The organism is Isoptericola sp. 178 (assembly GCF_030586525.1).
GTDB lineage: Bacteria > Actinomycetota > Actinomycetes > Actinomycetales > Cellulomonadaceae > Isoptericola > Isoptericola sediminis.
The window spans coordinates 548,155-570,004 of sequence record NZ_JAUQYN010000002.1 but is presented as its reverse complement, the minus strand read 5'-3'; the positions used below and the strand labels follow the sequence as shown (position 1 = coordinate 570,004).

General features: G+C 70.9%; 16 protein-coding genes. 5 read left to right on the top strand and 11 right to left on the bottom strand.

What is annotated here, in order from left to right; all coding sequences use genetic code 11:
* Positions 1-30: 30 nt before the first annotated feature.
* The 7 genes from Q6349_RS07095 to sigE all read right to left on the bottom strand — a co-directional run bounded on the left by Q6349_RS07095 (position 31) and on the right by sigE (position 6,117).
* On the bottom strand, positions 31-1,041 hold the full coding sequence (locus Q6349_RS07095; protein ID WP_304603477.1) for a YihY/virulence factor BrkB family protein: 1,011 nt from the start codon (positions 1,039-1,041) through the stop codon (positions 31-33).
* Positions 1,042-1,108: 67 nt separating this feature from the next.
* Positions 1,109-1,672 (bottom strand): 2'-5' RNA ligase family protein, encoded by a 564-nt coding sequence (locus Q6349_RS07090; protein ID WP_304603476.1) that lies wholly within the window; start codon positions 1,670-1,672, stop codon positions 1,109-1,111.
* On the bottom strand, positions 1,669-2,724 hold the full coding sequence (gene trpS / locus Q6349_RS07085; RefSeq protein WP_171247434.1) for a tryptophan--tRNA ligase: 1,056 nt from the start codon (positions 2,722-2,724) through the stop codon (positions 1,669-1,671). Before trpS ends, Q6349_RS07090 begins: the two co-directional genes overlap by 4 nt.
* Before the next feature lie 80 nt (positions 2,725-2,804).
* Positions 2,805-3,269, bottom strand: coding sequence for a twin-arginine translocase TatA/TatE family subunit (locus Q6349_RS07080; protein ID WP_304603475.1), 465 nt, complete (start codon positions 3,267-3,269; stop codon positions 2,805-2,807).
* 48 nt (positions 3,270-3,317) lie between these two features.
* Positions 3,318-4,676 carry a S1C family serine protease gene (locus Q6349_RS07075; RefSeq protein ID WP_304603474.1) on the bottom strand — a complete coding sequence of 453 codons (1,359 nt, stop codon included), beginning with the start codon at positions 4,674-4,676 and terminating at the stop codon, positions 3,318-3,320.
* Entirely contained in the window at positions 4,673-5,566 is an 894-nt protein-coding gene (locus tag Q6349_RS07070; protein ID WP_304603473.1) for a zf-HC2 domain-containing protein, read from the bottom strand. The genes Q6349_RS07075 and Q6349_RS07070 overlap by 4 nt, the downstream gene beginning before the upstream one ends.
* Positions 5,563-6,117, bottom strand: a complete 555-nt coding sequence (gene sigE, locus Q6349_RS07065) for an RNA polymerase sigma factor SigE (protein ID WP_304603472.1) — start codon at positions 6,115-6,117, stop codon at positions 5,563-5,565. Before sigE ends, Q6349_RS07070 begins: the two co-directional genes overlap by 4 nt.
* Positions 6,118-6,132: 15 nt before the next feature.
* Here sigE and Q6349_RS07060 point away from each other — a divergent pair, with 15 nt between their 5' ends.
* A complete protein-coding gene (locus Q6349_RS07060; RefSeq protein ID WP_304603471.1) occupies positions 6,133-6,852 on the top strand; it encodes an O-methyltransferase in 720 nt (239 codons plus the stop codon).
* A 98-nt stretch (positions 6,853-6,950) separates the two neighbouring features.
* Here Q6349_RS07060 and Q6349_RS07055 read toward each other — a convergent pair whose 3' ends face one another.
* The 3 genes from Q6349_RS07055 to Q6349_RS07045 all read right to left on the bottom strand — a co-directional run bounded on the left by Q6349_RS07055 (position 6,951) and on the right by Q6349_RS07045 (position 8,929).
* Positions 6,951-7,118, bottom strand: a complete 168-nt coding sequence (locus tag Q6349_RS07055) for a DUF3117 domain-containing protein (RefSeq protein ID WP_171247429.1) — start codon at positions 7,116-7,118, stop codon at positions 6,951-6,953.
* A 102-nt stretch (positions 7,119-7,220) separates the two neighbouring features.
* A complete protein-coding gene (folP, locus tag Q6349_RS07050; RefSeq protein ID WP_304603470.1) occupies positions 7,221-8,153 on the bottom strand; it encodes a dihydropteroate synthase in 933 nt (310 codons plus the stop codon).
* Positions 8,150-8,929, bottom strand: a complete 780-nt coding sequence (locus Q6349_RS07045; RefSeq protein ID WP_304603469.1) for a TIGR00730 family Rossman fold protein — start codon at positions 8,927-8,929, stop codon at positions 8,150-8,152. Before Q6349_RS07045 ends, folP begins: the two co-directional genes overlap by 4 nt.
* Positions 8,930-9,083: 154 nt before the next feature.
* Here Q6349_RS07045 and Q6349_RS07040 point away from each other — a divergent pair, with 154 nt between their 5' ends.
* Positions 9,084-12,191, top strand: coding sequence for a prealbumin-like fold domain-containing protein (locus Q6349_RS07040; protein WP_304603468.1), 3,108 nt, complete (start codon positions 9,084-9,086; stop codon positions 12,189-12,191).
* Positions 12,192-12,444: 253 nt separating this feature from the next.
* Positions 12,445-18,657, top strand: coding sequence for a prealbumin-like fold domain-containing protein (locus Q6349_RS07035; protein ID WP_304603467.1), 6,213 nt, complete (start codon positions 12,445-12,447; stop codon positions 18,655-18,657).
* A gap of 80 nt (positions 18,658-18,737) precedes the next feature.
* Here the strand turns inward: Q6349_RS07035 and dapE are convergent, their stop codons facing one another.
* Complete coding sequence (gene dapE, locus Q6349_RS07030; RefSeq protein WP_369810833.1) at positions 18,738-19,883, bottom strand: succinyl-diaminopimelate desuccinylase; 1,146 nt, start codon at positions 19,881-19,883, stop codon at positions 18,738-18,740.
* Between the two features lie 38 nt (positions 19,884-19,921).
* Here dapE and dapD point away from each other — a divergent pair, with 38 nt between their 5' ends.
* Both dapD and Q6349_RS07020 read left to right on the top strand, forming a co-directional pair.
* Positions 19,922-20,890, top strand: a complete 969-nt coding sequence (gene dapD, locus Q6349_RS07025; protein WP_171247813.1) for a 2,3,4,5-tetrahydropyridine-2,6-dicarboxylate N-succinyltransferase — start codon at positions 19,922-19,924, stop codon at positions 20,888-20,890.
* Positions 20,890-21,777 (top strand): hypothetical protein, encoded by an 888-nt coding sequence (locus tag Q6349_RS07020; protein WP_370375373.1) that lies wholly within the window; start codon positions 20,890-20,892, stop codon positions 21,775-21,777. Before dapD ends, Q6349_RS07020 begins: the two co-directional genes overlap by 1 nt.
* Positions 21,778-21,850 lie beyond the last annotated feature (73 nt).

Below are 21,850 nucleotides of genomic sequence, written 5' to 3'. Positions count from 1 at the left end.
CGTGCCGGGCTTCGCCGTCCGTTCAGCGGTTCAGGGGGTGTAGCGTGCGCGGCGCACCCCGCGGACCACCGGGCTGTACGGCTTCCCGCGACCCGCGCCCTGGCGAGCCATGCGCTCGATCTCCTCGGCGTGCCGCATCGCCTCGACCTCCTCCTCGGCGCGGACCACCTCGTCCATCCGCGGGGGGTCGTGCATCCAGGCGCAGATCATCAGCAGCACGCGGGACAGCACGTTCGCGAGCAGCAGGATCGTGCCGAGGGTGACGAAGGAACCGAGCAGGATGTTGCTCGACACGCTCGACGTCACCAGCGAGGTCCCCGCGGAGCGCAGCGCCCCCGAGACCGCCGCGGCCACCAGGCACCCGATGACCAGGTCCCGAGCCCGGCGCGGCCGGACCCTGCTCAGGACGCGCACCATGAGGAAGACGATGACGGCGTCCAGCACCAGGGCGACCGCCAGGCTCCCGGCGGAGAGCAGCGCGCCCAGGGCACCCGAGTCACCGAGCCAGTCCTCGACCTGGGTGGTCACGATGCTCGCGGCCGCCGTCACGACGATCATGGAGCCGAGCAGGACGAACCCGGCGAGCTGCCAGACCTTCGCCAGCACGGGGTTCACCCCGACGACGGGCGCGTCGAACATGGTGCGGATCGAGTGGCGCAGCGCGCCCATGAAGCTGATGGCGGTCCACAGCAGCACCACGGCGGCGACGAGCGTGGTCACGTTCCAGAGGTCCTGGACGACCAGGTCCGCGGGATCGAGCTGGTTCTCACCGTCACCGATCAGCCCGGGCAGCCACAGCTCGATCTCGTCGGTCACCTGCGCCATCAGCTCGTCGTTGCTGCCCAGGGTCCTGGAGTACACCGAGAAGCCGATCGTCAGACCCGCACCGAGGGCGAAAAGCGCCGTGTAGGCGATCCCGCCCGACAGCAGGTTGCCGCGCCGGGCCATGTACCACTGCAGCGCGCGGACCTCACGCCGGTCCTTGACCCACCCGACCAGGCGGGTCGCCCGGTCCTTCCACCGATCGAGACGTTCGGACACGTCCTCGACCCTAGCCGCCGGTCCTGTCGGCGGTGGGGCGTCGCGGTCGGCGCGGCGGCGACCGCGGTCAGGACGGCCGGAGCATCTGCTTCCGGCCGCGCAGCGTGAACGGACGCTGGGGACGCCAGACGCCGTCGTCCCCGTGCTCGTACTGCCAGATCTCCGTGACCTCGAAGACGGCCTCGTAGCCGGCCATCTCGTCGAAGGCGCGGTCGAGCGCGGGTTCGGGCACCTCGTGGGCGATCGTGACGTGCGGGTGGTAGTTGAACCGGAGCTCCTGGGCGAGCACCCCGGACCGGGTCTGCTGCTCGAGCAGCTCGCACTCGGCGATGCCCTCGGCCAGCGTCATGAACACGACCGGGGACACCGGCCGGAACGTGCCGGTACCCCGCAGGTGCACCCGGAAGGGGGGCATCTCGTCGGCGACCTTCCGCAGGTGCTCGCCGACGGTGGGCATGTCGGCACGGTCCACGACGGTCGGCCCGATGACGGTGATGTGCGGCGGGATCGCCTGGGCCAAGGGGTCCTCGAACCGCGACCGGGCGTCCTGCAGCTGCGAGGCGTACGGCTCGGGCACCGCGATGGCGATGCCGATCCGCACCTGGCCGGGGCCCCGGGGAGGGATCCTCACCGGACGCCCCGCGGCAGCAGCCCGAAGCGGTCGAAGAGCCGGTCCTTCACCCCGCCGGCGATCTCCCGCGCCCGGGCCGCGCCGTCGTCGAGCACCTTGTCGAGCTCGGCCGGGTCCGACAGGTAGGTGTTCGCGCGCTCCTGGAACGGCTCGAGGAAGGCCACGACGGCGTCGGCGAGGTCGACCTTGAGGTACCCGTACCCGCGCCCGTCGTACTCCGCGGCGATGTCGTCCACCTCCCGGCCGGTCACGGCCGAGTAGATCGACAGCAGGTTGGAGATCCCGGGCTTCTTCTCCCGGTCGAAGTAGACGGCGTAGGAGTCGTCGGCGTCGGTGACCGCCGACTTGATGGCCTTCGCGGCCTTCTTCGGGTTCTCCAGCAGCCAGATCACGCCCTTGCCGCCCGCGTTCGACTTCGACATCTTCGCGGTGGGGTTCTGCAGGTCCTGGATCTTGGCGGTGGCCGTGACGATGTGGGCCTCGGGCACGACGGCGGTCCCTGCGCCGAACCGGGCGTTGAGCCGCTCGGCGAGGTTCCGGGTCAGCTCGAGGTGCTGACGCTGGTCCTCGCCGACCGGCACCAGGGCGGCGTCGTAGACCAGGATGTCCGCCGCCATCAGCACGGGGTAGGTGAACAGCCCGACGGTGGTGCCGTCGGTGCCCTGGCGCGCCGACTTGTCCTTGAACTGCGTCATGCGGCTGGCCTCGCCGAACCCCGTCTGGCAGCTCAGCAACCAGGCGACCTCGGTGTGCTCCGGCACGTGGGACTGCACGAACAGGGCCGAGCGGGCCGGGTCGACGCCGCCCGCCAGGTACTGCGCGGCCGTGGCCCGGGTCCGCTCGCGCAGCGCCGCCGGCTCCGGGTTGACGGTCAGTGCGTGCAGGTCGACCACGCAGTACAGCGCCTGGTAGTCGTCCTGCAGGGCCACCCACTGCGTCAGCGCACCCAGGTAGTTGCCCAGGTGCAGCGAGGAGTCGGTCGGCTGCATGCCGGACAGGATGCGCGGGCGGGTGCCGGACGGTGCGCCCGGTGCGGAGGGGGATGCGGACATGGTCTTCATTCTGGCAGGTCTGACGGGTGGGCCTGAATCACCCGGGAGGTCGAGGTCGTGGGACGCGCGGGGCGAGACCGTCACGTGGCCTCGTCGTCGAAGGGTGCGGGCCCGTCGAGGGGCGCGTCGCCCGGGGGCCGTGCGGGCGTGGGCGGGCCAGCAGAGGCCATGGGCACGGCGGTGTTGCCGGCCACGCCCAGCCCTCCTGCCGTCGCCGTCGCTCCGGCCGCGGCCCCTGCCGCCGCACCGGCCCGTGCGGACGCCCGCTGCGCGGGTCGAGCCGGGGGGTCGTCGAGCAGGGCTTCCTTGACGATGCGTCGGGGGTCGTACTGACGCGGGTCGAGCTTCTGCCAGTCGACGTCGCGGAACTCGTCGCCCAGCTCGTCGTCCACCCGGGTCTTGGCGTCCTGCAGCATCGCCTTGCCCTGACGGACCAGCCGCCCGAGCTGCGCGGCGTAACGCGGCAGACGCTCGGGGCCGACGAGCACCAGCGCCAGCACGATGATGACGACGAGCTCGCCCCCGTTGATGCCGAAGACTCCCACGTCCGACAGCCTAGTCCGTCCCGACTCGCGGGCGGTACCGCGCCGTCGTCATTCGCTGGCGCGCTCCTGCAGCACCACCCGCACCTCGCGCTCCTCGCCGTCGCTGCGCACGCGCAGCGTCACCGCGTCGCCGGGCTGGCGGGCCCGGATCGCCACGATCAGCTCGTCGCTGCGGGACACCGGCCGGTCGTCGATCGCGAGGATCACGTCGCCGGCCCGGACCCCGGCGACGTCGGCCGGGCCGTCCGGCGTGACCGGCGGGATGCCCTCCTGCGCCTCGGTGGACACCTGGACGCCCTCCCCCGAGTACGAGGTGTCCAGCAGGACGCCGATGACGGGGTAGGTGGCCTGGCCGGTCTCGATGAGCTGCTCGGCCGTGGTGCGCGCCTGGTTGGCCGGGATCGCGAATCCCAGGCCGATGCTGCCGGTGGCCTGCGTCGCACCCGGCGGCTGGGCGATCGCGGAGTTGATGCCGACGACCTCGCCGTCGGCGTCGACCAGCGGTCCCCCGGAGTTGCCCGGGTTGATCGCCGCGTCGGTCTGGATGGCGTCGATGAACGCCGTCGTCGCCTGGTCGCCGGCCTGCACCGGACGGTGCAGGGCGCTGACGATCCCCGCGGTGACGGTCGAGTCCAGCCCGAGCGGCGCACCGACGGCCAGGACCGCGTCTCCGACGACGACGTCGTCGGAGTCGCCGAGCACGAGCGGGGTCAGTCCGTCGACGTCGATCTTGACCACGGCCAGGTCGTAGTCGCTCGTGCGCCCGACGATCTCACCGTCGTGCTCGCTGCCGTCGGCGAGCACGACCACGACGTCACCGCCCCCGCCGGCACCCGGCGCGACCACGTGGTCGTTGGTGAGGATGTACCCGTCCTCGCGCAGCACGAACCCGGACCCGGAGGAGCCCCCGCCCCCGGAGCGGGTGATCTCCAGGGACACGACCGAGGGCAGCACGCCGGCCGCGATGGCGGCGTGCGACCCGGCCGGCCGCGAGTCGTCCGCACCGTCGTCCTGCACCCCGGCGCTGACCGGGAGGTCGGCGCTGACCGGGGCGTCCTCGCCCGCGCGGTCGGTGATCCGGCCGCCGAGCAGCCCGCCGAGCAGCCCGACGACGAGCGCCAGGACGACGACCAGTGCCGTCCGCCCGGCGCCGAGGGACACCGGACGCCGACGGTGGGCGGCGTGCGGCGGTGGAGCGGTCGGGGCGGTCGTGGGGGCCACCGGCGCCTGCGGAGCCGTGGGCCCCGCGTCGTGCTCGACGTGCTCGCCGGCGGGCCGTTCCTCGGGACGGTCGGCGCCGGCGTCCTCGGCAGGACGTGGCACCCGGGCGGCGGGCGTCGGCGCGGGGTCGGGGCGACGGGCCGGGGGCTCCGGGGTGGCGAAGAGGTCGTGGTCCGGGGATGTCATGGGAGGGTGAGGGCTCCAGTCACGGTCGACCAGCCACGGGTGATCTGCGGCAGGACTCCGGCGTCGTAGTCACGTTCCGGGAAAGCGGCGACGATCTCGGCGAGGACGTCCTCGGGTGCGTCGGTGGTCACCTCGACGACGACGTCCCCAGCCTGCCACGCCACGTGCCAGGGGTCGCGCGAGAAGACGACGACGTCGTCGCGGCCGGCCTCGCCGGCCCGGACCGACGCACCGGTCTGCTCCGCCAGCCGCCCGACCTGCTGCCGGACGACGACGGGGCCGTCGGGACCGGTCAGGTCGATCACGCAGGACGTCGCCCCGGCACGCACGGCCGCCACCTCGTAGCCGGGCGGCAGCGACGACGGCGTCGCGAACCCGGTGCCGCCGAGGCCGGCCTCGCTCACCGGCTCACCGGCGGCCGCGTCCTGCCCGGCGAGGGTCGTCAGGGCGGACACCCGCGAGGTGTCCGGCGTGACGACCGGCGCCTGACCGAGCACGAACAGCGCACAGCCGAGCACGCCCGCACCCCCGGCACCGACGAGCAGGGCCCGACGCCGTCGGCGGCGTCGCTCGGCGCCGACGACGTCACCCGTCAGGGTGGTGTGCCACGCCTCCGGAGCGGCCCACCCCGTGTCCCGCTCCGGGGCACGCAGCGGGTCGCCGTCCGCGGGCGGGATCGAGGCGGACAGGTCCAGCAGGCGCTGGGTGAGCTCGGCCGTGGGGTGCACGTCCGCGGCGGAGGCCAGCCGGCGGCGGGCCGCACGAGCGGACTCGAGCTCGGCCGAGCACAGCGGGCAGCACGCGACGTGGGCCAGGGCGCGCTCCGCCTCCCCCGGCGGCAGCTGTCCGTCCGCGAGCGCGCTCACGCGGTCCCCGAGGTGGGCGCTCATCGGCCCACGTCCGCGCGACGGTGGTCCAGGACGTCCCGCAGCTGGGCACGGGCCCGGTGGATCCGCGACCGCACGGTCCCGATCTTGATGCCCAGCGTGACCGCGATCTCCTCGTAGCTCAGCCCCTCGATGTCGCACAGGACGACGGCGGCGCGGTACTCGGGCCGCAGCCCGTCCAGCGCGGCCTGGACGTCGTGGTCGAGGTTGCCGTGCTCGTACCCGCGTTCGGGCCGGCTGCGGTCGTCGGTGGACTGGACGCGGGAGGCGTCCTCGCCCATGGCCTCGAAGCGGATGCGCTTCTTGCGCCGCACCTGGTCGAGGAAGAGGTTCGTGGTGATGCGGTGCAGCCAGCCCTCGAACGTCCCGGGGGTGTAGCTCGACAGCGACCGGAACACCCGCAGGAACGTCTCCTGGGTGAGGTCCTCGGCGTCCTGGCGGTCACCGGTCAGCCGGTAGGCGAGCCGGTAGACACGTGCGGAGTGCTCGCGCACGATCTCGTCCCACGTCGGTGGGACCCACGTGGCGGTGCCGCCACCGGCTGTCTCGGTCATCATGGTCATCGTGCCATGCGAACGTGTGAGCAACCTGGGAGGTTCCCACGTACCATCGGCCCAGCGATCAGGGGGGGCCGAGTCATCTTCACCGAGGCGGAGGCCCAGGACGACCGCCGGGTCGCCTGGGCGTTCAGCGAGTCGTTCCTCACCGAGGACGCGACGCTGCGGCGTGCCCGCGAACGGGCGTTCGGGCTGGGCTGCCCCACCATCTCCCCCGGCACGGGTGCGTTGCTGCGGGTGGTCGCGGCGGCGACCCAGGCACGGACGGCGGTCGAGATCGGCAGCGACGCCGGTGTGACGGCGCTGTGGGTGCTGCGGGGCATGCTGCCCGACGGTGTCCTGACCACGATCGACCCGGACCCTGCCCGACAGCGCGCCGCGAAGGCGGTGTTCGCCGACGAGCAGGTCGCGGGCTCCCGCACGCGCGTCATCACGCGACCGCCGCTGGACGTCCTGCCGCGCCTGACCGACGGGGCGTACGACGTCGTGCTGGTCGCCGTCGACGCCCTCTCGCTCGCTCCGCACGTGGAGGCGGCCATCGGGCTGCTGCGGCCCGGCGGTGTGCTGGGCGTCGTCGACGCGGCGCTCGCCGGCCGTGCCACCGACGCCGAGGGCCACGGCGAGACGGCCGCGGCCGTCCGGGCGGTGGCGCTCGCCGTCCGCGCGGACGACCGGCTCGTCCCGGCGATGGTCCCCACCGGGGACGGGCTGCTGCTCGCCGTCCGGCGCTAGGGACGCCCGCACCGGTCCCGGAAAGACGCGACGGGCGTGGTCCGGGGGCCGCACCCCGTCCCACGCCCGTCCGTCACGGGAGTCTGCTGCCGATGTCGTCAGCCGACGACACCCTGGAGGGCCTCGCCCAGCTCGCCGGCCTCGGTCGCGTTCAGCTCGACGACCAGCCGACCACCGCCCTCCAGCGGAACACGCATGACGATGCCGCGTCCCTCCTTGGTGACCTCGAGGGGCCCGTCGCCCGTCCGCGGCTTCATCGCAGCCATGTGTGGCTCTCCATTCCGTTGTCCGGTTCCTCCGCCCCGTTACTGCACGTGGCAGGATGAGGTGCGTCTCACCATTCTACTGGCCGACCCGGACAGCCGGTGTCAGGCGAGGCCGCGCAGGGCGACCCGCGGGGGCGCCTCGTCCCGCACGGCGGCGACCATCTCCAGCGCCTGGCGGGTGGCCGCGACGTCGTGGCTCCGGAACACCTGCGCACCGTGCCACGCCGCGAGCGCGGTGGCGGCGAGGGTGCCCGGCAGCCGCTCCTCCGGGGGGAGGTCCAGGGTCTCGCCCACGAAGTCCTTGCGGCTGAGCGCCATGAGCACGGGGTACCCGAGCGCGACCAGCTCCGGGGTCCGACGCAGCAGGTGCAGGGAGTGCCACGTGTTCTTGCCGAAGTCGTGCGTGGGGTCGACGAGCACGGACGACGGCGGCACCCCGCAGGCGACCGCCCGTTCCGCGCCGGCCCGCAGCGTGGTCAGCACGTCGTGCACGACGCCGTCGCGGGGGTCGCCGGCGTCGGCCCCGTCGGCGACCGGATAGGCCACCCGGTAGGGGTCGGTCCGGGGCTGCGCCCCGCCGGTGTGGGAGCAGACGACCCCGACCCCGGCCGCGCCCGCCACCTCGACGAGTCCCGGGTCGTGCCCCGCCCAGGTGTCGTTGACGAGGTCGGCCCCGGCCTCGATCGCCGCCGCCGCGACCTCGGAGCGCCAGGTGTCGACGCTCAGCAGCAGCTCGGGGATCTCCTGGCGGACGAGGGCCAGGAAGGGGACGACCCGGTCGATCTCCTCCGCCGCACTCACCGCGGGTCCCGTCCCGGCGCGGACCCCGCCGATGTCGAGGATCGCGGCGCCGTCCTCCCACGCCCGGTGGGCGGCGGTCAGCGCCGCGCCGTCGTCGGCGAGCCGCGCCGGGGCGTAGAAGGAGTCGGTCGTGCGGTTGACGATCGCCATGACGACCGGTCGCCGCGCCCCGTCGGCGTCCCGGCCGACCTCGCGACCACGCAGGACGAGCGGGGTGCCGGCCGGTGGGATCACGCGCGTCGCTCGGCGGCGAGCTGGCGGCCGCGCCGGATGACGTGGGAGACGGCGTCCTCCGCGCTGTCGGTCACGTACAGCAGGTCCAGGTCGGACTCCTTGATCATGCCTCGCGCGGCGACGACGGTCCGCAGCCAGTCCAGCAGGCCGCCCCAGTAGTCGCTGCCGACGAGCACCACGGGGAACTCGGTCACCTTGTGGGTCTGGACGAGGGTGAGCGCCTCGAAGAGCTCGTCGAAGGTGCCGAAGCCCCCGGGCAGGACGACGAAACCCTGGGCGTACTTGACGAACATCGTCTTGCGGGCGAAGAAGTACCGGAAGCTCACGCCGCGGTTGACGTGCTCGTTCATCCCCTGCTCGAAGGGCAGCTCGATCCCCAGGCCGACGGAGGTGCCCCCGGCCTCGGCGGCGCCCTTGTTCGCCGCCTCCATGATGCCGGGCCCACCGCCGGTGATCACCGAGTACCCGGAGGCCACCAGGAGCTTGCCGACCAGCTCCCCGAGCGCGTAGTCGGGGTGGTCGGGTGCGGTGCGGGCCGAACCGAACACCGACACGGCGGGGCCGACCTCGGCGAGCGCACCGAAACCTTCGACGAACTCCGCCTGGATGCGCATGACGCGCCACGGGTCGGAGTGGACCCACTCCGACCCCTCCCCCGGTGCCAGCAGGCGCTGGTCGGTGGTCGAGGTGGGGATCTGCGTGCCCCGCAGCAGCAGCGGTCCCTTGCGGTACCCGCGGCCGACCTCGGGGACGCCTTCGTCGGTCCGTTCGCTCATGGTTCGAGCCTATGACCAGTTCCGGAATCTCGGAGCGGGTGAACTCCGCATCCTGCACTGTGCGCGTGAAGAGAACGTGGATACGCTCCAAGCGGACTTGACATTCGTCACACCTGCCGGTATGTGGGCAGATCGGATAGATCGGACGAGACACATGCGCATCAGGAGTTCACACCGCAACGACGCGACAGCTCCACGCAGAGGCCGGCACACCGGCCCCGTCGCCGCACTGGCCGCCACAACACTCGCCCTCGGGTCCGTCGTCGCGCTGAGCACCAGTGCCGCCGCCGTCCCGAGCACCTTCGAGATCGACGGCAACCAGGTCACCAACACCACCCTCGACTGGGAGACCGCCGAGCCGGACGTCATCAAGGACCCCATCGGCAACGCCGACACCACGACGTTCGCCGGGTCCAACAAGGAGGACCCGAACAACCCGGCGCAGGGGTGGGACAACTGGTCGGCAGGCAACCCGGGCACCAACTCCGGCAAGTCCGACCTCGGCAACGTCCTGGTGGACAGCGAGGTCGTCAACGACGGCAACGAGTACACCCAGTGGCTGCACATCGCCTGGGACCGCGACGGTGACTCCGGCACGGTGAACTACTACATCGAGCTGAACCAGGAGCCCAACCAGGACATGATGAATCCGGACCGCACCGACGGTGACATCCGGATCGTCGTCGAGGAGGACGGCAACAACGACCTCATGTGCATCGGGGTCGACACCTGGGACGAGGGTGCGAACGACTGGGTCGACCGGCAGGACTGCGACGGTCTGTTCGACTTCGCCGTCAACTCGGAGCCGATCCTCGACTACTTCGGCTCGGCGAACGCCGACGAGAACAAGATGATCAGCGAAGACCGGTTCGTCGAGATCTCGCTGAACCTCACCGCGCTCGGCATCGGCACCCTCTGCCCGGCGTCCGGGTTCAGCACGCTGAACATGCGCACCGAGACCGGCGAGTCCCTGAACTCGGCGCTCAAGGACCTCGCCACGGGTGACATCGACGTGCCGAGCCTCTGCGCGGACCTGACGATCGTCAAGGAGGACGAGGAGGGCAACCCGCTGCCGGGCGCCACGTTCACGATCTTCCCGAACCCGATCGACCCGGAGAGCGAGGAGCCGTACGAGTTCACCGTCGGTGAGGACGGAACGTTCAAGCTCCCGGAGATCGGTCAGGAGCTGTGGGGCACCGAGTTCACGATCACCGAGATCGAGGCACCCGACGGCTACCTGCTGCCGGCCGAACGGTCACAGATGGTCACGGTCGGACCCGCCGAGTCCGCGACGGTGACGTTCACCGACCCCATGCCGTGGGAGCCGCTGGAGATCGACGTCTCGGCCGAGCAGTTCGTCACCCGGACGTGGACCAACGACAAGGAGGTCGACAGCGAGAACTTCGTCCTGCTGCCGGCCGACCAGGAGTCGATCGAGCTCGACTACGTCGTCGAGGTGTTCTGGAGCGACACGGTGCTCGATCAAGGCGGCCGCACGGTAGAAGTGACGGTCAACAACCCCAACGAGGACCCGGTCACCGGCAACCTGAGCGTCGACCTCAACGGCGAGCCCTGCGAGTACATGGGAACCGCCCTGAACGAGTGGGAGAACGCGTTCGCCAACGGCGACACCGTCCTGGAGGTCGTCTGCCCCAACCCGCCGCTCAACGGCGAGGTCGACGCCACCGTCACCTGGGACCGGGGCGTGTACCCGCAGGACCAGGACGACGTCGACGACCCGGAGAACGCGCCGCAGGGTGAGGCCTCCGACAGCACGGTGATCGTCACCACCGACAACGGCGAACCGGCCGTGGACGTCTGGGACGACTTCACCAGCCCCGACGAGGAGCCGGTCTACCTGGGCCAGGCCGTGGCCACCGAGGACGCGGGCTCCGAGGAGTTCCCGTTCAGCAAGGTGATCGACGTCCCGCTGGGCGAGTGCGTCATCGTCACCAACGACGGGTACATCGTCGCGGTCGGGGACGGCGCCGACGGCGACCGGATCGACGAGGCCACCGTGGAGGTCGAGGTCTGCCGCGAGAAGCCGGCCGACCTGACCATCTACAAGCTCCCCAAGGCGATGAACGAGGAGGACCAGGGCGACGGCTACCTGCCCGGCGCGAAGTTCACCATCTCCCCGGACCCGACCGACCCCGAGAACACGGAGCCTCTCGAGTTCACGACCAACGAGCTCGGGATCTACGTCTTCGAGGACGTCGTCCACTTCGGCGAGTACGAGGTGACGGAGATCGAGGCCCCCGAGGGGTACCTGCTGCCGGCTCCGGCCGACCGCACCCAGGTGGTCACGCTCGAGCCCGGTGACGACAAGGCGCTCACCTTCTTCGACCCGAAGCCGTGGGAGCCGCTCACGGTGGACGTCGAGGCGGAGCAGTTCGTGGACCGGACGTGGACCATCGACAAGGAGGCGAGCGCCACCAAGATCCACCTGCCCGCCGACAAGTCCACCGCCACGGTCGACTACACGATCGAGGTCATGGAGAGCGACCCGTTCCTCGACCCGGAGGAGGACCCGGCACGGTGGGTCATGGTCACGGTCGACAACCCCAATGAGAAGCCCGTCACCGGGATGATGACCGTCGACCTCGACGGCGAGTTCTGCACCCTCGAGGGCACCGACCTCGACATGTGGGAGAACGAGTTCGCCAGCGGTGCGAACGAGTTCATGGTCGTCTGCGAGGACCCGCCGCTGTTCGGCGCCGTCGAGGCCACCGTCACCTGGGACCGCGGGGTCTACCCGCAGACCCAGGAGGACGTCGACGACCCGGAGAACGCCCCGGCGGGCATGGCGTCCGACAGCGTCGAGCTTGCCGACGTCACGGTCGACAACGGCGTGATGTCGGTCGACGTCTGGGACGACTTCAGCAACCCGAACGAGGAGCCGAAGTTCCTCCAGACCATCGTGGCCACGGGAGCGGCCAACACGACCACGATCGAGTACTCCAAGGAGTTCGAGGTCGCAGCCGGCGCATGCATGACGGTGGACAACACCGCGTACATCGTCGAGACCGACGCGGGCGCCGAGGGTGACCGGATCGACGAGGACGACGCCTCGGTGAAGATCTGCCGTGACGCTCCGAAGCCGACGCCGACACCGACTCCGACGCCCACTCCGCCGGTGACCCCGCCGTCGCCGCCGCTGCCGAAGACGGGTGCCGACATGGCCATGGCGGGCATCGCCGCCCTGCTGCTCATCGGCACGGGTGCCGGGATCATGTTCGTCCGTCGCCGCCACCAGGGCTGAGTCCCTCACACCGGAGCCGGTGGCACCGCCCCTCGGGCGGGGCCACCGGCTTCGTCGTGCCCGGCTTCTCCCCCGCTCTCCATCGGCGGTCACCCGTCGGTTCAGGGCGTGCGGAAGCGCCCCGACCAGCTCGCCCAGCAGGCCTCCGGAGGCCCGGCATCAAGCCGTTCACGAACCCGGTCCGCGACGAGCGGGTGAACTCTGCGTCCTGCCCTGTGAGTGCCGTCAGAGCGGGGATACGCTCCTTGAGGATGTGACGTTCATTACGCCTGCCGGCCACGGCGGCCCCGGATGGATCGGACAGAAGATGCGCTCCTGGAATTCACACCGCAAGGCCGCGACAGCCCTCCGGAGAGGCAGGCTCTCGCGTCCCGTCGCCGCCCTGGCCGCCACGACGCTCGCCCTCGGTTCCGTGGTCGCGCTGAGCACGAACGCGACGGCCGTGGGGTCCGTGTTCGAGATCGACGGCAATCAGGCCCACGACACGAACTTCGACTGGGAAGACCTGGAGGTCGGGGACGACAACTTCAGCCTGATCCAGGACCCGATCGGCAACGCGGACACGACCACGATCGGTGAAGGGTCCAGCGAGAGCAACTATCCGAGCTGGACGGCCGGGTCGGACGGGACCGCCTCCGGCAAGTCCGACATCGGCAACGTGCTGGTGTACTCCGATGTTGAGGACGCCACGCTCGACCAGTGGGTTTTCGTCGGCTTCGACCGCCAATCCGGCCAGGGCACGGGTCGCTACTACATCGAGTTCAACCAGCTCGAGCAGGACGGTCTCGTCCCGGTACGCACCGACGGAGACCTCCGGATCATCATCGCTGACCGCGGGAACCAAGGTCTGGAGTGCCAGAGAGTCGACACCTGGGACGGGGACACAGAAGACTGGATCGAGGGGCCGGACTGCTCCGGCTACGACGTCGCCGTCAACACTGCACCCATCACCGACTTCTTCGGGTCGCCCAACGCGGTGGACGGCCAGATCCCGGCGAACCAGTTCGTCGAGCTGAAGATCAACCTGACCGACCTCGGTGTCGGGGGGCTGTGCCCGGGCACCGGGTTCGCCGGCCTGCACATGCGGTCCCAGGAGGGCGGCCAGAACGGCGACACCAGCGCGCTGAAGGACTATGCGGTCGGGGACATCGACATCCCGAACCTGTGCTCCGACCTGACGATCCTCAAGGAGGACGAGGACGGGACCCCGCTGGCCGGGGCGACGTTCACGATCGACCCGGACCCGAACGGCGGTGAAGGACCGTTCGAGTTCACCACCGGTGAGGACGGGACCTACACCTTCCCCGAGATCGGGCAGGACCTGTGGGGCACCGAGTTCACCGTCACCGAGACCGCGGCCCCCGACGGCTACCTGCTGCCGCCTCCCGCTGACCGAACCCAGATGATCACGGTCGGCCCGGCGGAGTCCGCGACGGTGACCTTCACCGACCCGAAGCCGTGGGAGCCGCTGGAGATCGAGGTCTCGGCCGAGCAGTTCGTCACCCGGACCTGGACGAACGACAAGCAGGTCGACGGCGAGAACGAGGTGCTGCTGCCCGCCGACCAGGAATCCGTCATGCTCGACTACGTCGTCGAGGTGTTCTGGAGCGACACGGTGCTCGAGGAGAACGGCCGCACCGTCACGGTCACGGTCGACAACCCCAACGAGGACCCGGTCACCGGGATGCTGACCGTCGACCTCGAGGACAACTTCTGCACCTACATGGGCACCGACCTCAACGAATGGGAGAACGAGTTCGCCAGCGGCCTCAACGAGTTCATGGTCGTCTGCGACGACCCGCCCCTCTACGGCGAGGTCGACGCCGTCGTCACCTGGGACCGTGGCGTGTACCCGCAGACCCAGGACGACGTCGACGACCCGCAGAACGCTCCTCAGGGCGAGGCCTCCGACAGCCTCCAGCTCCTCGACGTCACCACCGACAACGGACTGCCGGCCGTGGACGTCTGGGACGACTTCACCAACCCCGACGAGGAGCCGGTCCAGCTCGGGACGGCCGTGGCCACCGAGAACGCGGGCTCCGAGGAGTTCCCGTTCACCCAGGAGATCTTCGTCCCGCTGGGCGAGTGCATCGAGGTCACCAACGACGGCTACATCGTCGAGGTCGAGGCCGGCGCCGACGGCGAACGCATCGACTCCGCGACCGAGGTCGTCAACGTCTGCCGCGAGAACCCGGCGGACCTGACGATCTTCAAGGCGAACGCCGACGGCCTGCTCCTGCCGGGCGCGACCTTCACGATCAGCCCGAACCCGGTCGACCCGGCCGGTGACGACCCCCTGGAGTTCAGCACCGGTGAGACCGGCGAGTACACCTTTGAGGACGTCGTCTACTTCGGCGAGTACGAGGTGACGGAGATCGTGGCCCCCGAGGGTTACCTGCTGCCGGCTCCGGCTGACCGGACCCAGATGGTCACGCTCGCTCCGGGGGACGACAAGTCGCTGACGTTCATCGACCCGCTGATCTGGGAGCCGCTGGAGCTCGACGTCAACGCCACGCAGTACATCACCCGGACGTGGGCGAACGACAAGGAGGCGGACGCCACCACTATCAACCTGCGGGCCGACGAACCCACCGCCGAGATCAACTACACGATCGAGGTCACCGAGAGCGACGAGTTCCTCAGCCCGACGGCCGACCCGGCGCGCTCCGTCACCATCACGGTCGACAACCCCAACGCGGGCGCGGTGACCGGTCTGGTGGTCGTAACTCTCGACGGCGAGTTCTGCACCTACGAGGGTGACGAGCTCAACGCCTGGGAGAACGAGTTCGCCAGCGGCGAGACCATCCTGGATGTCGTCTGCCCGAACCCGCCGCTGTACGGCGAGGTCCAGGCCATCGTCACCTGGGAGCTGGCGGACTACCCGCAGACCCAGGGGCACGTCGACAACCCGGGCGCCGCCGGCACCGACTCGAGCTTCGACTCCCTCGACCTCGAGAGCGCCACCTTCGACACCGGCATCCAGTCGGTCGATGTCTGGGACGACTTCACCAACCCCGACGAGGCGCCGGAGTTCCTCCAGACCATCGAGTCCGAAGGCCAGGCGACCACCACCACGGTCGAGTTCTCGAAGGAGTTCGAGGTTCCCCAGGGCGAGTGCATCGACGTCGACAACACGGCCTACATCGTCGAGACCGGAGACGGTGCCGACGGTGACCGGATCGACGAGGCCAGCGCCTCCGTCGAGATCTGCCGCGAGGCCCCAGCCGAGTTGAAGATCATCAAGGTCGGCGAGGACCAGCAGCCCATCCCGGGCGTGGTCTTCCACGTCAGCCCCAACCCGCTCGACCCGGAGAGCGAGGAGCCCCTCGAGGTCACCACCGGTGAGGACGGGACGTACACGATCGAGCAGATCGCGGACTTCGGCGAGTACGACGTCACCGAGATCTCGGTACCGGCCGAGTCCGGCTACCTGCTGCCCCCGCCCGATCAGCGCACCAAGACGGTCGACCTCGTCGAGGGCGAGACCACCGAGGTCGAATTCGTCGACCCGCTCGCCTGGGAGCCGCTGGACCTGGAGCTGTCGGCGGAGCAGTTCGTGACCCGGACCTGGACGAACGACAAGCAGGTCGACGGCAACGACACCGTCCTGCTGCCGGCCGACCAGGAGTCCATCGAGCTCGACTACATGATCGAGGTCTACGAGAGCGACACGGTCCTCGACCCGGAGGAGGACCCGAACCGCTCGGTGACCGTCACCGTCAACAACCCGAACGCGGGTGCCGTGACCGGTCTGGTGGACGTCACCATCGACGGCGCGTTCTGCACCTACATGGGTACCGACCTGGACCAGTGGGAGAACGCGTTCGCCAGCGGCGACACCGTCCTGATGGTCGAGTGCCCCAACCCGCCACTGTTCGGCACGGTCGACGCCACGGTGACCTGGGAGCTGGCGGACTACCCGCAGACCCAGGACCACATCGACGACCCGGAGAACGCGGGCACCGACTCCGACACCGACAGCCTCGAGCTGGGGCAGGTCACGACCGACAACGGCCTGCTGTCCGTCGACGTCTGGGACGACTTCACCAACCCCGACCTGCCCCCGACCTACCTGGGGACGGTCGACGCCATCGGCAGCGCGAACACCACGCAGTACCCCGTCACCCAGGTGATCGACGTCCCGCTGGGTGAGTGCGTCGAGGTGGTCAACGACGGCTACATCGTCGAGGTCGAGGCGGGCGCTGACGGCGAACGCATCGACTCCGCCACCGAGGTCGTCGAGGTCTGCCGCGAAGCCCCCGCCGACCTGACCATCTTCAAGGTCGACGAGGACCAGCAGCCGCTGCCCGGCGCGACCTTCACGATCAGCCCGAACCCGGTGGACCCCGAGGGTCCGAACCCGCTGGAGTTCAGCACCGGTGAGACCGGCGAGTACACGTTCGAGGACGTCGTCTACTTCGGCGAGTACACCGTCACCGAGACGGTCGCACCCGACGGCTACCTGCTGCCGGCCCAGCGCAGCCAGATGGTCACCCTGGCCACCGGCGACGAGAAGGCCCTCACCTTCGTCGACCCGCTGATCTGGGAGCCGCTGGCGGTGGAGGTCTCGGCCGGTCAGTTCGTGACCCGGACCTGGACGAACGACAAGCAGGTCGACGGCAACGACACCGTCCTGCTGCCGGCCGACCAGGAGTCCATCGAGCTCGACTACATGATCGAGGTCTACGAGAGCGACACGGTCCTCGACCCGGACGAGGACCCGAACCGCTCGGTCGCGGTCACCGTCAACAACCCCAACGCGGGTGCCGTGACCGGCCTGGTGGACGTCACCATCGACGGCGCGTACTGCACCTACATGGGCACCGACCTCGACGCCTGGGAGAACGAGTTCTCCGCCGGCGACACGGTGCTGATGGTCGAGTGCCCGAACCCGCCGCTGTTCGGCACCGTCGAGGCCACCGTCACCTGGGAGCTGGCGGACTACCCCCAGACCCAGGACCACATCGACGACCCCGACAACGCCGGTACCGACTCGGCCGGCGACAGCCTCAACCTCGAGGAGGTCACCACCGACAACGGCCTGGCTTCGGTCGACGTCTGGGACGACTTCACCAACCCGGACTTCGAGCCGGAGCAGCTCGGCACCGTCGACGCCACGGGTAGCGAGAACACCACCCAGTTCCCGGTCACCCGAGTGATCGAGGTCCCGCTGGGCGAGTGCGTCGAGGTGGTCAACGACGGCTACATCGTCGAGGTCGAGGCGGGCGCCGACGGCGAACGCATCGACTCCGCCACCGAGGTCGTCGAGGTCTGCCGCGAGGACGGAGCCGACCTGACCATCTACAAGGAGGACGAGCAGGGCGAGGCATTGGCCGGCGCGACCTTCGAGATCAGCCCGAACCCGGTCGACCTGGCCGGCGACGACCCGCTGGAGTTCACGGTCGACGAGAACGGCGAGTACACGTTCGAGGACGTCGTCTACTTCGGTGAGTACACCGTCACCGAGACCGTCGCCCCGGAGGGATACCTCCTGCCGGCCCAGCGCAGCCAGATGGTCACCCTGGCCACGGGCGACGACAAGGCCCTCACCTTCGTCGACCCGCTGATCTGGGAGCCGCTGGACATCGACGTGATGGGTATGGGTGAGCAGTTCGTCAGCCGCACCTTCACCGTCGACAAGGAGGCCGAGACCCACCCGGTCACCCTGCCGGCCGACCAGGCCGAGACCACCGTCGAGTTCACGGTGCGGGTCGTCGAAGGACCGACGACCATCGACGACGCCCAGCTCATCGAGGCGGGTGCCGTGGTGACCAACCCGAACGACCACCGAGTGATGGGCACCGTGGAGGCGACGTTCGAGGCGATGTCCGAGGCCAGCGAGTGCACGATCACCGCAACCGAGGACGGGGAGGACGTCGTGCTCGACGGCCCGTACTCGTTCGGGCTGGAGACGCCGTTGACGTTCACTTGTGAGAACGTCAACGACTTCGAGGGCACTCTCAAGGCCACCGTCACCTGGGACCTCGGGGAGTACCCGCAGACCCAGGGCGACGTCGACGACCCGGAGAACGCCGGCACCGACTCGGCCTCCGACCAGGTCGCCATCGACCCGAGCGTCATCGACAACGGGCCGACGTCGGTGGAGGTCTGGGACGACTTCACCATCTGGGGCGGCCTTACCAGCCCCAGCCTCCCGCCGGTGCTGCTCGGGACCGTGGAGGCGAGCAAGCCCGGAGCCGTCACGGAGTTCCCGGTGAGCACGACCGTCATGGTCGAGCAGGGCGAGTGCCTGGACGTCACCAACGAGGCTTACCTCCTCGACGGTGACACCGAGCTCGACCGCGACTCGGCGTCGGTGGAGATCTGCCGCGACGTCCCGGTCACGCCGCCGACGCCGCCGCTGCCGCGGACCGGTGCCGACATGGCCATGGCGGCTCTCGCCGCCCTGCTGCTCATCGGCACCGGCGCCGGGATCATGATCGTCCGTCGCCGCAACCAGGGCTGAGTCCCTCACACCGAAGCCGGTGGCACCGCCCCCTCGGGGTGGCGCCACCGGCTTCGTCGCGTGGTGTCCGGATCGCGTGCCTACGCGCCGCGCAACCAGTCGCGCAGGGCGCCCCGGCAGACGGCCAGCTCGGCGACCCGCACCCGCTCGTCGTCGGCGTGCGCCAGGAGCGGGTCCCCGGGGGCGAAGTTGACCGCGGGGATCCCCAGCTCGGCGAAGCGCGCCACGTCCGTCCAGCCGAACTTCGGCTTCGGCGCTCCCCCGGTCCGCGCCAGGACGGCCGCGACGAACTCGGCGGCCAGCGGGTCGTCCAGGCCCGGACGCGCCGCCGGGGAGGCGTCGGTGACGACGACCTCGTGGTCGGCGAACAGCTCACGCAGGTGCTGCTCGGCCTCCGCGAGCGTGCGCGACGGCGCGAAGCGGTAGTTGACCGTCACGGTGCAGGCGTCGGGCACCACGTTGCCGGCGATGCCGCCGGTGATGCCCACGGCGTTCAGCCCCTCGCGATACACGAGCCCGTCGACCTCGACCTGTGCGGCGTCGTAGCCGGCGAGCAGCGCGAGGATCGGTGCCGCGGCGTGGATGGCGTTCTCGCCCCGCCACGACCGAGCGGAGTGGGCCGCCACCCCTCGGGTGCGCACGTCGACGCGGAGCGTGCCCTGGCAACCGCCCTCGATGTCCGCCGACGTCGGCTCCCCGAGCACGGCGAAGTCTCCCGCGAGCAGGTCCGGACGGTTCCGGGCGAGGCGCCCGAGCCCGCTCTTGGACTCCTCGACCTCCTCGTGGTCATAGAACACGTACGTCACGTCGGCGACCGGCTCGGCGCCCGGACGGCCCAGCTCGACGGCGAGCGCCAGCATGACCGCGATCCCGGCCTTCATGTCGACGGTGCCGCGTCCCCAGAGCTCCCGGTCGTCCCCGGTACCCGTCAACCGCGTGGGCAGGTTCGGCGGATCGGTGAGCGGCACGGTGTCGAGGTGCCCCGCGAGCACGACGCGACGGTCCCGGCCCAGCGTCGTGCGCGCGACGACGGCGTCGCCATCACGGTGCACGTCGAGGTGCGGCTGGTCGCGCAGCAGCGCCTCCACCGCGTCGGCCAGGGCGGTCTCGTCGCCCGAGACGGACTCGATGTCGCAGATCGCGGCGAGCAGGTCCACGAGGTCGGAGCTCGGGAGGGTCGCGGGATCCGTCAGGGCCGGGTCGAGTCGTGTCTGCGTGTCGGTCACCCCGTCATCGTGCCACCTCGCGCGGATAGGCTGGGCCCATGACGACGCCCAGCACCTCTCCCCGCACCGCCTGGGGCCTCGGCCTCGCCACGGTCGCCGACGACGGCAGCACGCTCGACGTCTGGTACCCGGCGCCCGTGCTCGGCACCGCGCCCGACGACGTCGACGTCCCCGTCGACCTGGCCGCGCTCACCCGGCGCGACGACGCCCGCCGCGTGGACGTCTCGGTGGTGCGCACCGAGATCGACCTGGACGCGCCGCCGGCCGACACCGCGGACGCCTACCTGCGTCTGCACCTGATCTCCGCGCGCCTGGTCCGGCCGCACGGGCTCAACGTCGAGGGCATCTTCGGCAAGCTCACCAACGTGGTGTGGACGTCCCGCGGGCCGTGCGCCGTGGCCGACTTCGAGACCACGCGGCTCCGGCTGCGCGCCGCCGGCGACGGCCCGGTCACCGTCTACGGCGTCGACAAGTTCCCGCGCATGGTCGACTACGTCGTCCCGACGGGCGTGCGCATCGCGGACGCCGACCGTGTCCGCCTGGGCGCGCACCTGGCCGAGGGCACGACGGTGATGCACGAGGGCTTCGTGAACTTCAACGCCGGCACGCTCGGCTCCTCGATGGTGGAGGGGCGCATCTCCGCGGGCGTGGTCGTCGGCGACGGGTCCGACGTCGGGGGCGGCGCCTCGATCATGGGGACGCTGTCCGGGGGCGGCAAGGAGGTCATCTCCCTCGGCGAGCGCTGCCTGCTGGGAGCGAACGCCGGTCTGGGGATCGCGCTGGGCGACGACTGCGTCGTCGAGGCCGGTCTCTACGTCACCGCAGGCACCAAGGTCACGGTCCTGGACGAGATGGGCGACGAGGGCGAACCCCGCGTGGTCAAGGCCCGTGACCTCTCCGGCCGTGACGGCCTGCTGCTGCGGCGCAACTCGCGCACCGGCGCCGTGGAGGCCCTGACGCGGAGCGGCGTCGGCGTCGAGCTGAACGCCGCGCTGCACGCGAACTGATGTCGACGCGGCGGCGGCCGGCCCCGGGGGCCGGCGCCGTCGTGGCGGTGCTCGCCGTCGGCGCCGCCGCGGTGACCGGCACGCTGCTCTACCAGGGGGTCAAGGACGGCCGCCCCGGCGCGCAGGAGTGCACGGCCCGTCTCGACGGGACGGAGTGGTCGCTGAGCACCGTCCAGGCGCACAACGCCGCGCTGATCGTGGGCACCACGATCCAGAGGTCCCTGCCCGCGCGCGCCGGCACGATCGGGGTGGCCACCGCGCTGCAGGAGTCCCAGCTGGTCAACATCGACTACGGGGACCGTGACTCCCTCGGCCTGTTCCAGCAGCGTCCCTCGCAGGGATGGGGCACCCCGGACGAGATCCTGGACCCCGTCTACTCCACCGGAGCCTTCTACGACGGGCTCGTCGAGGTCGAGGGGTGGCCGACCATGGCGGTGACCGATGCCGCGCAGGCCGTGCAGCGCTCGGCGTTCCCGACCGCGTACGCCCAGCACGAGTCCCGTGCCCGGGCGTGGGCGTCGTCGCTGACGGGCCACTCCCCCGGGTCGGTCACCTGCACGCTGAGACCGGCCGATCCCGCCACGGCGCACGTCGGCGTCCCCGAGCGGCTGGACCGGGATCTGGGCCTGGGGGCCGACGCGGTGCGCTCGGACGGCGCCACGGTCCGCGTCGATGCCGCCGGACTGCACGAGGGGGACACGGACCGCGGGACGTGGACGGTGGCGCACTGGGCCGTGGCGACGGCCAACGCCACCGGGGCCACCGAGGTCCGCGCCGCGGACCAGGTCTGGACCCGCGAGTCGGGCACGTGGTCCACCCTGACCGCGGACGATGACCCCCCGCGTGACGGCGTCGTGCGCATCCGCGTCATCCAGCCCGCCGGCTGACGACCGCCCGGGCGAGGGCCGCCCGTCGGGATGTCAGGAAACGCACGAGCGGGCGGGCGCCGTCCCGCACGGT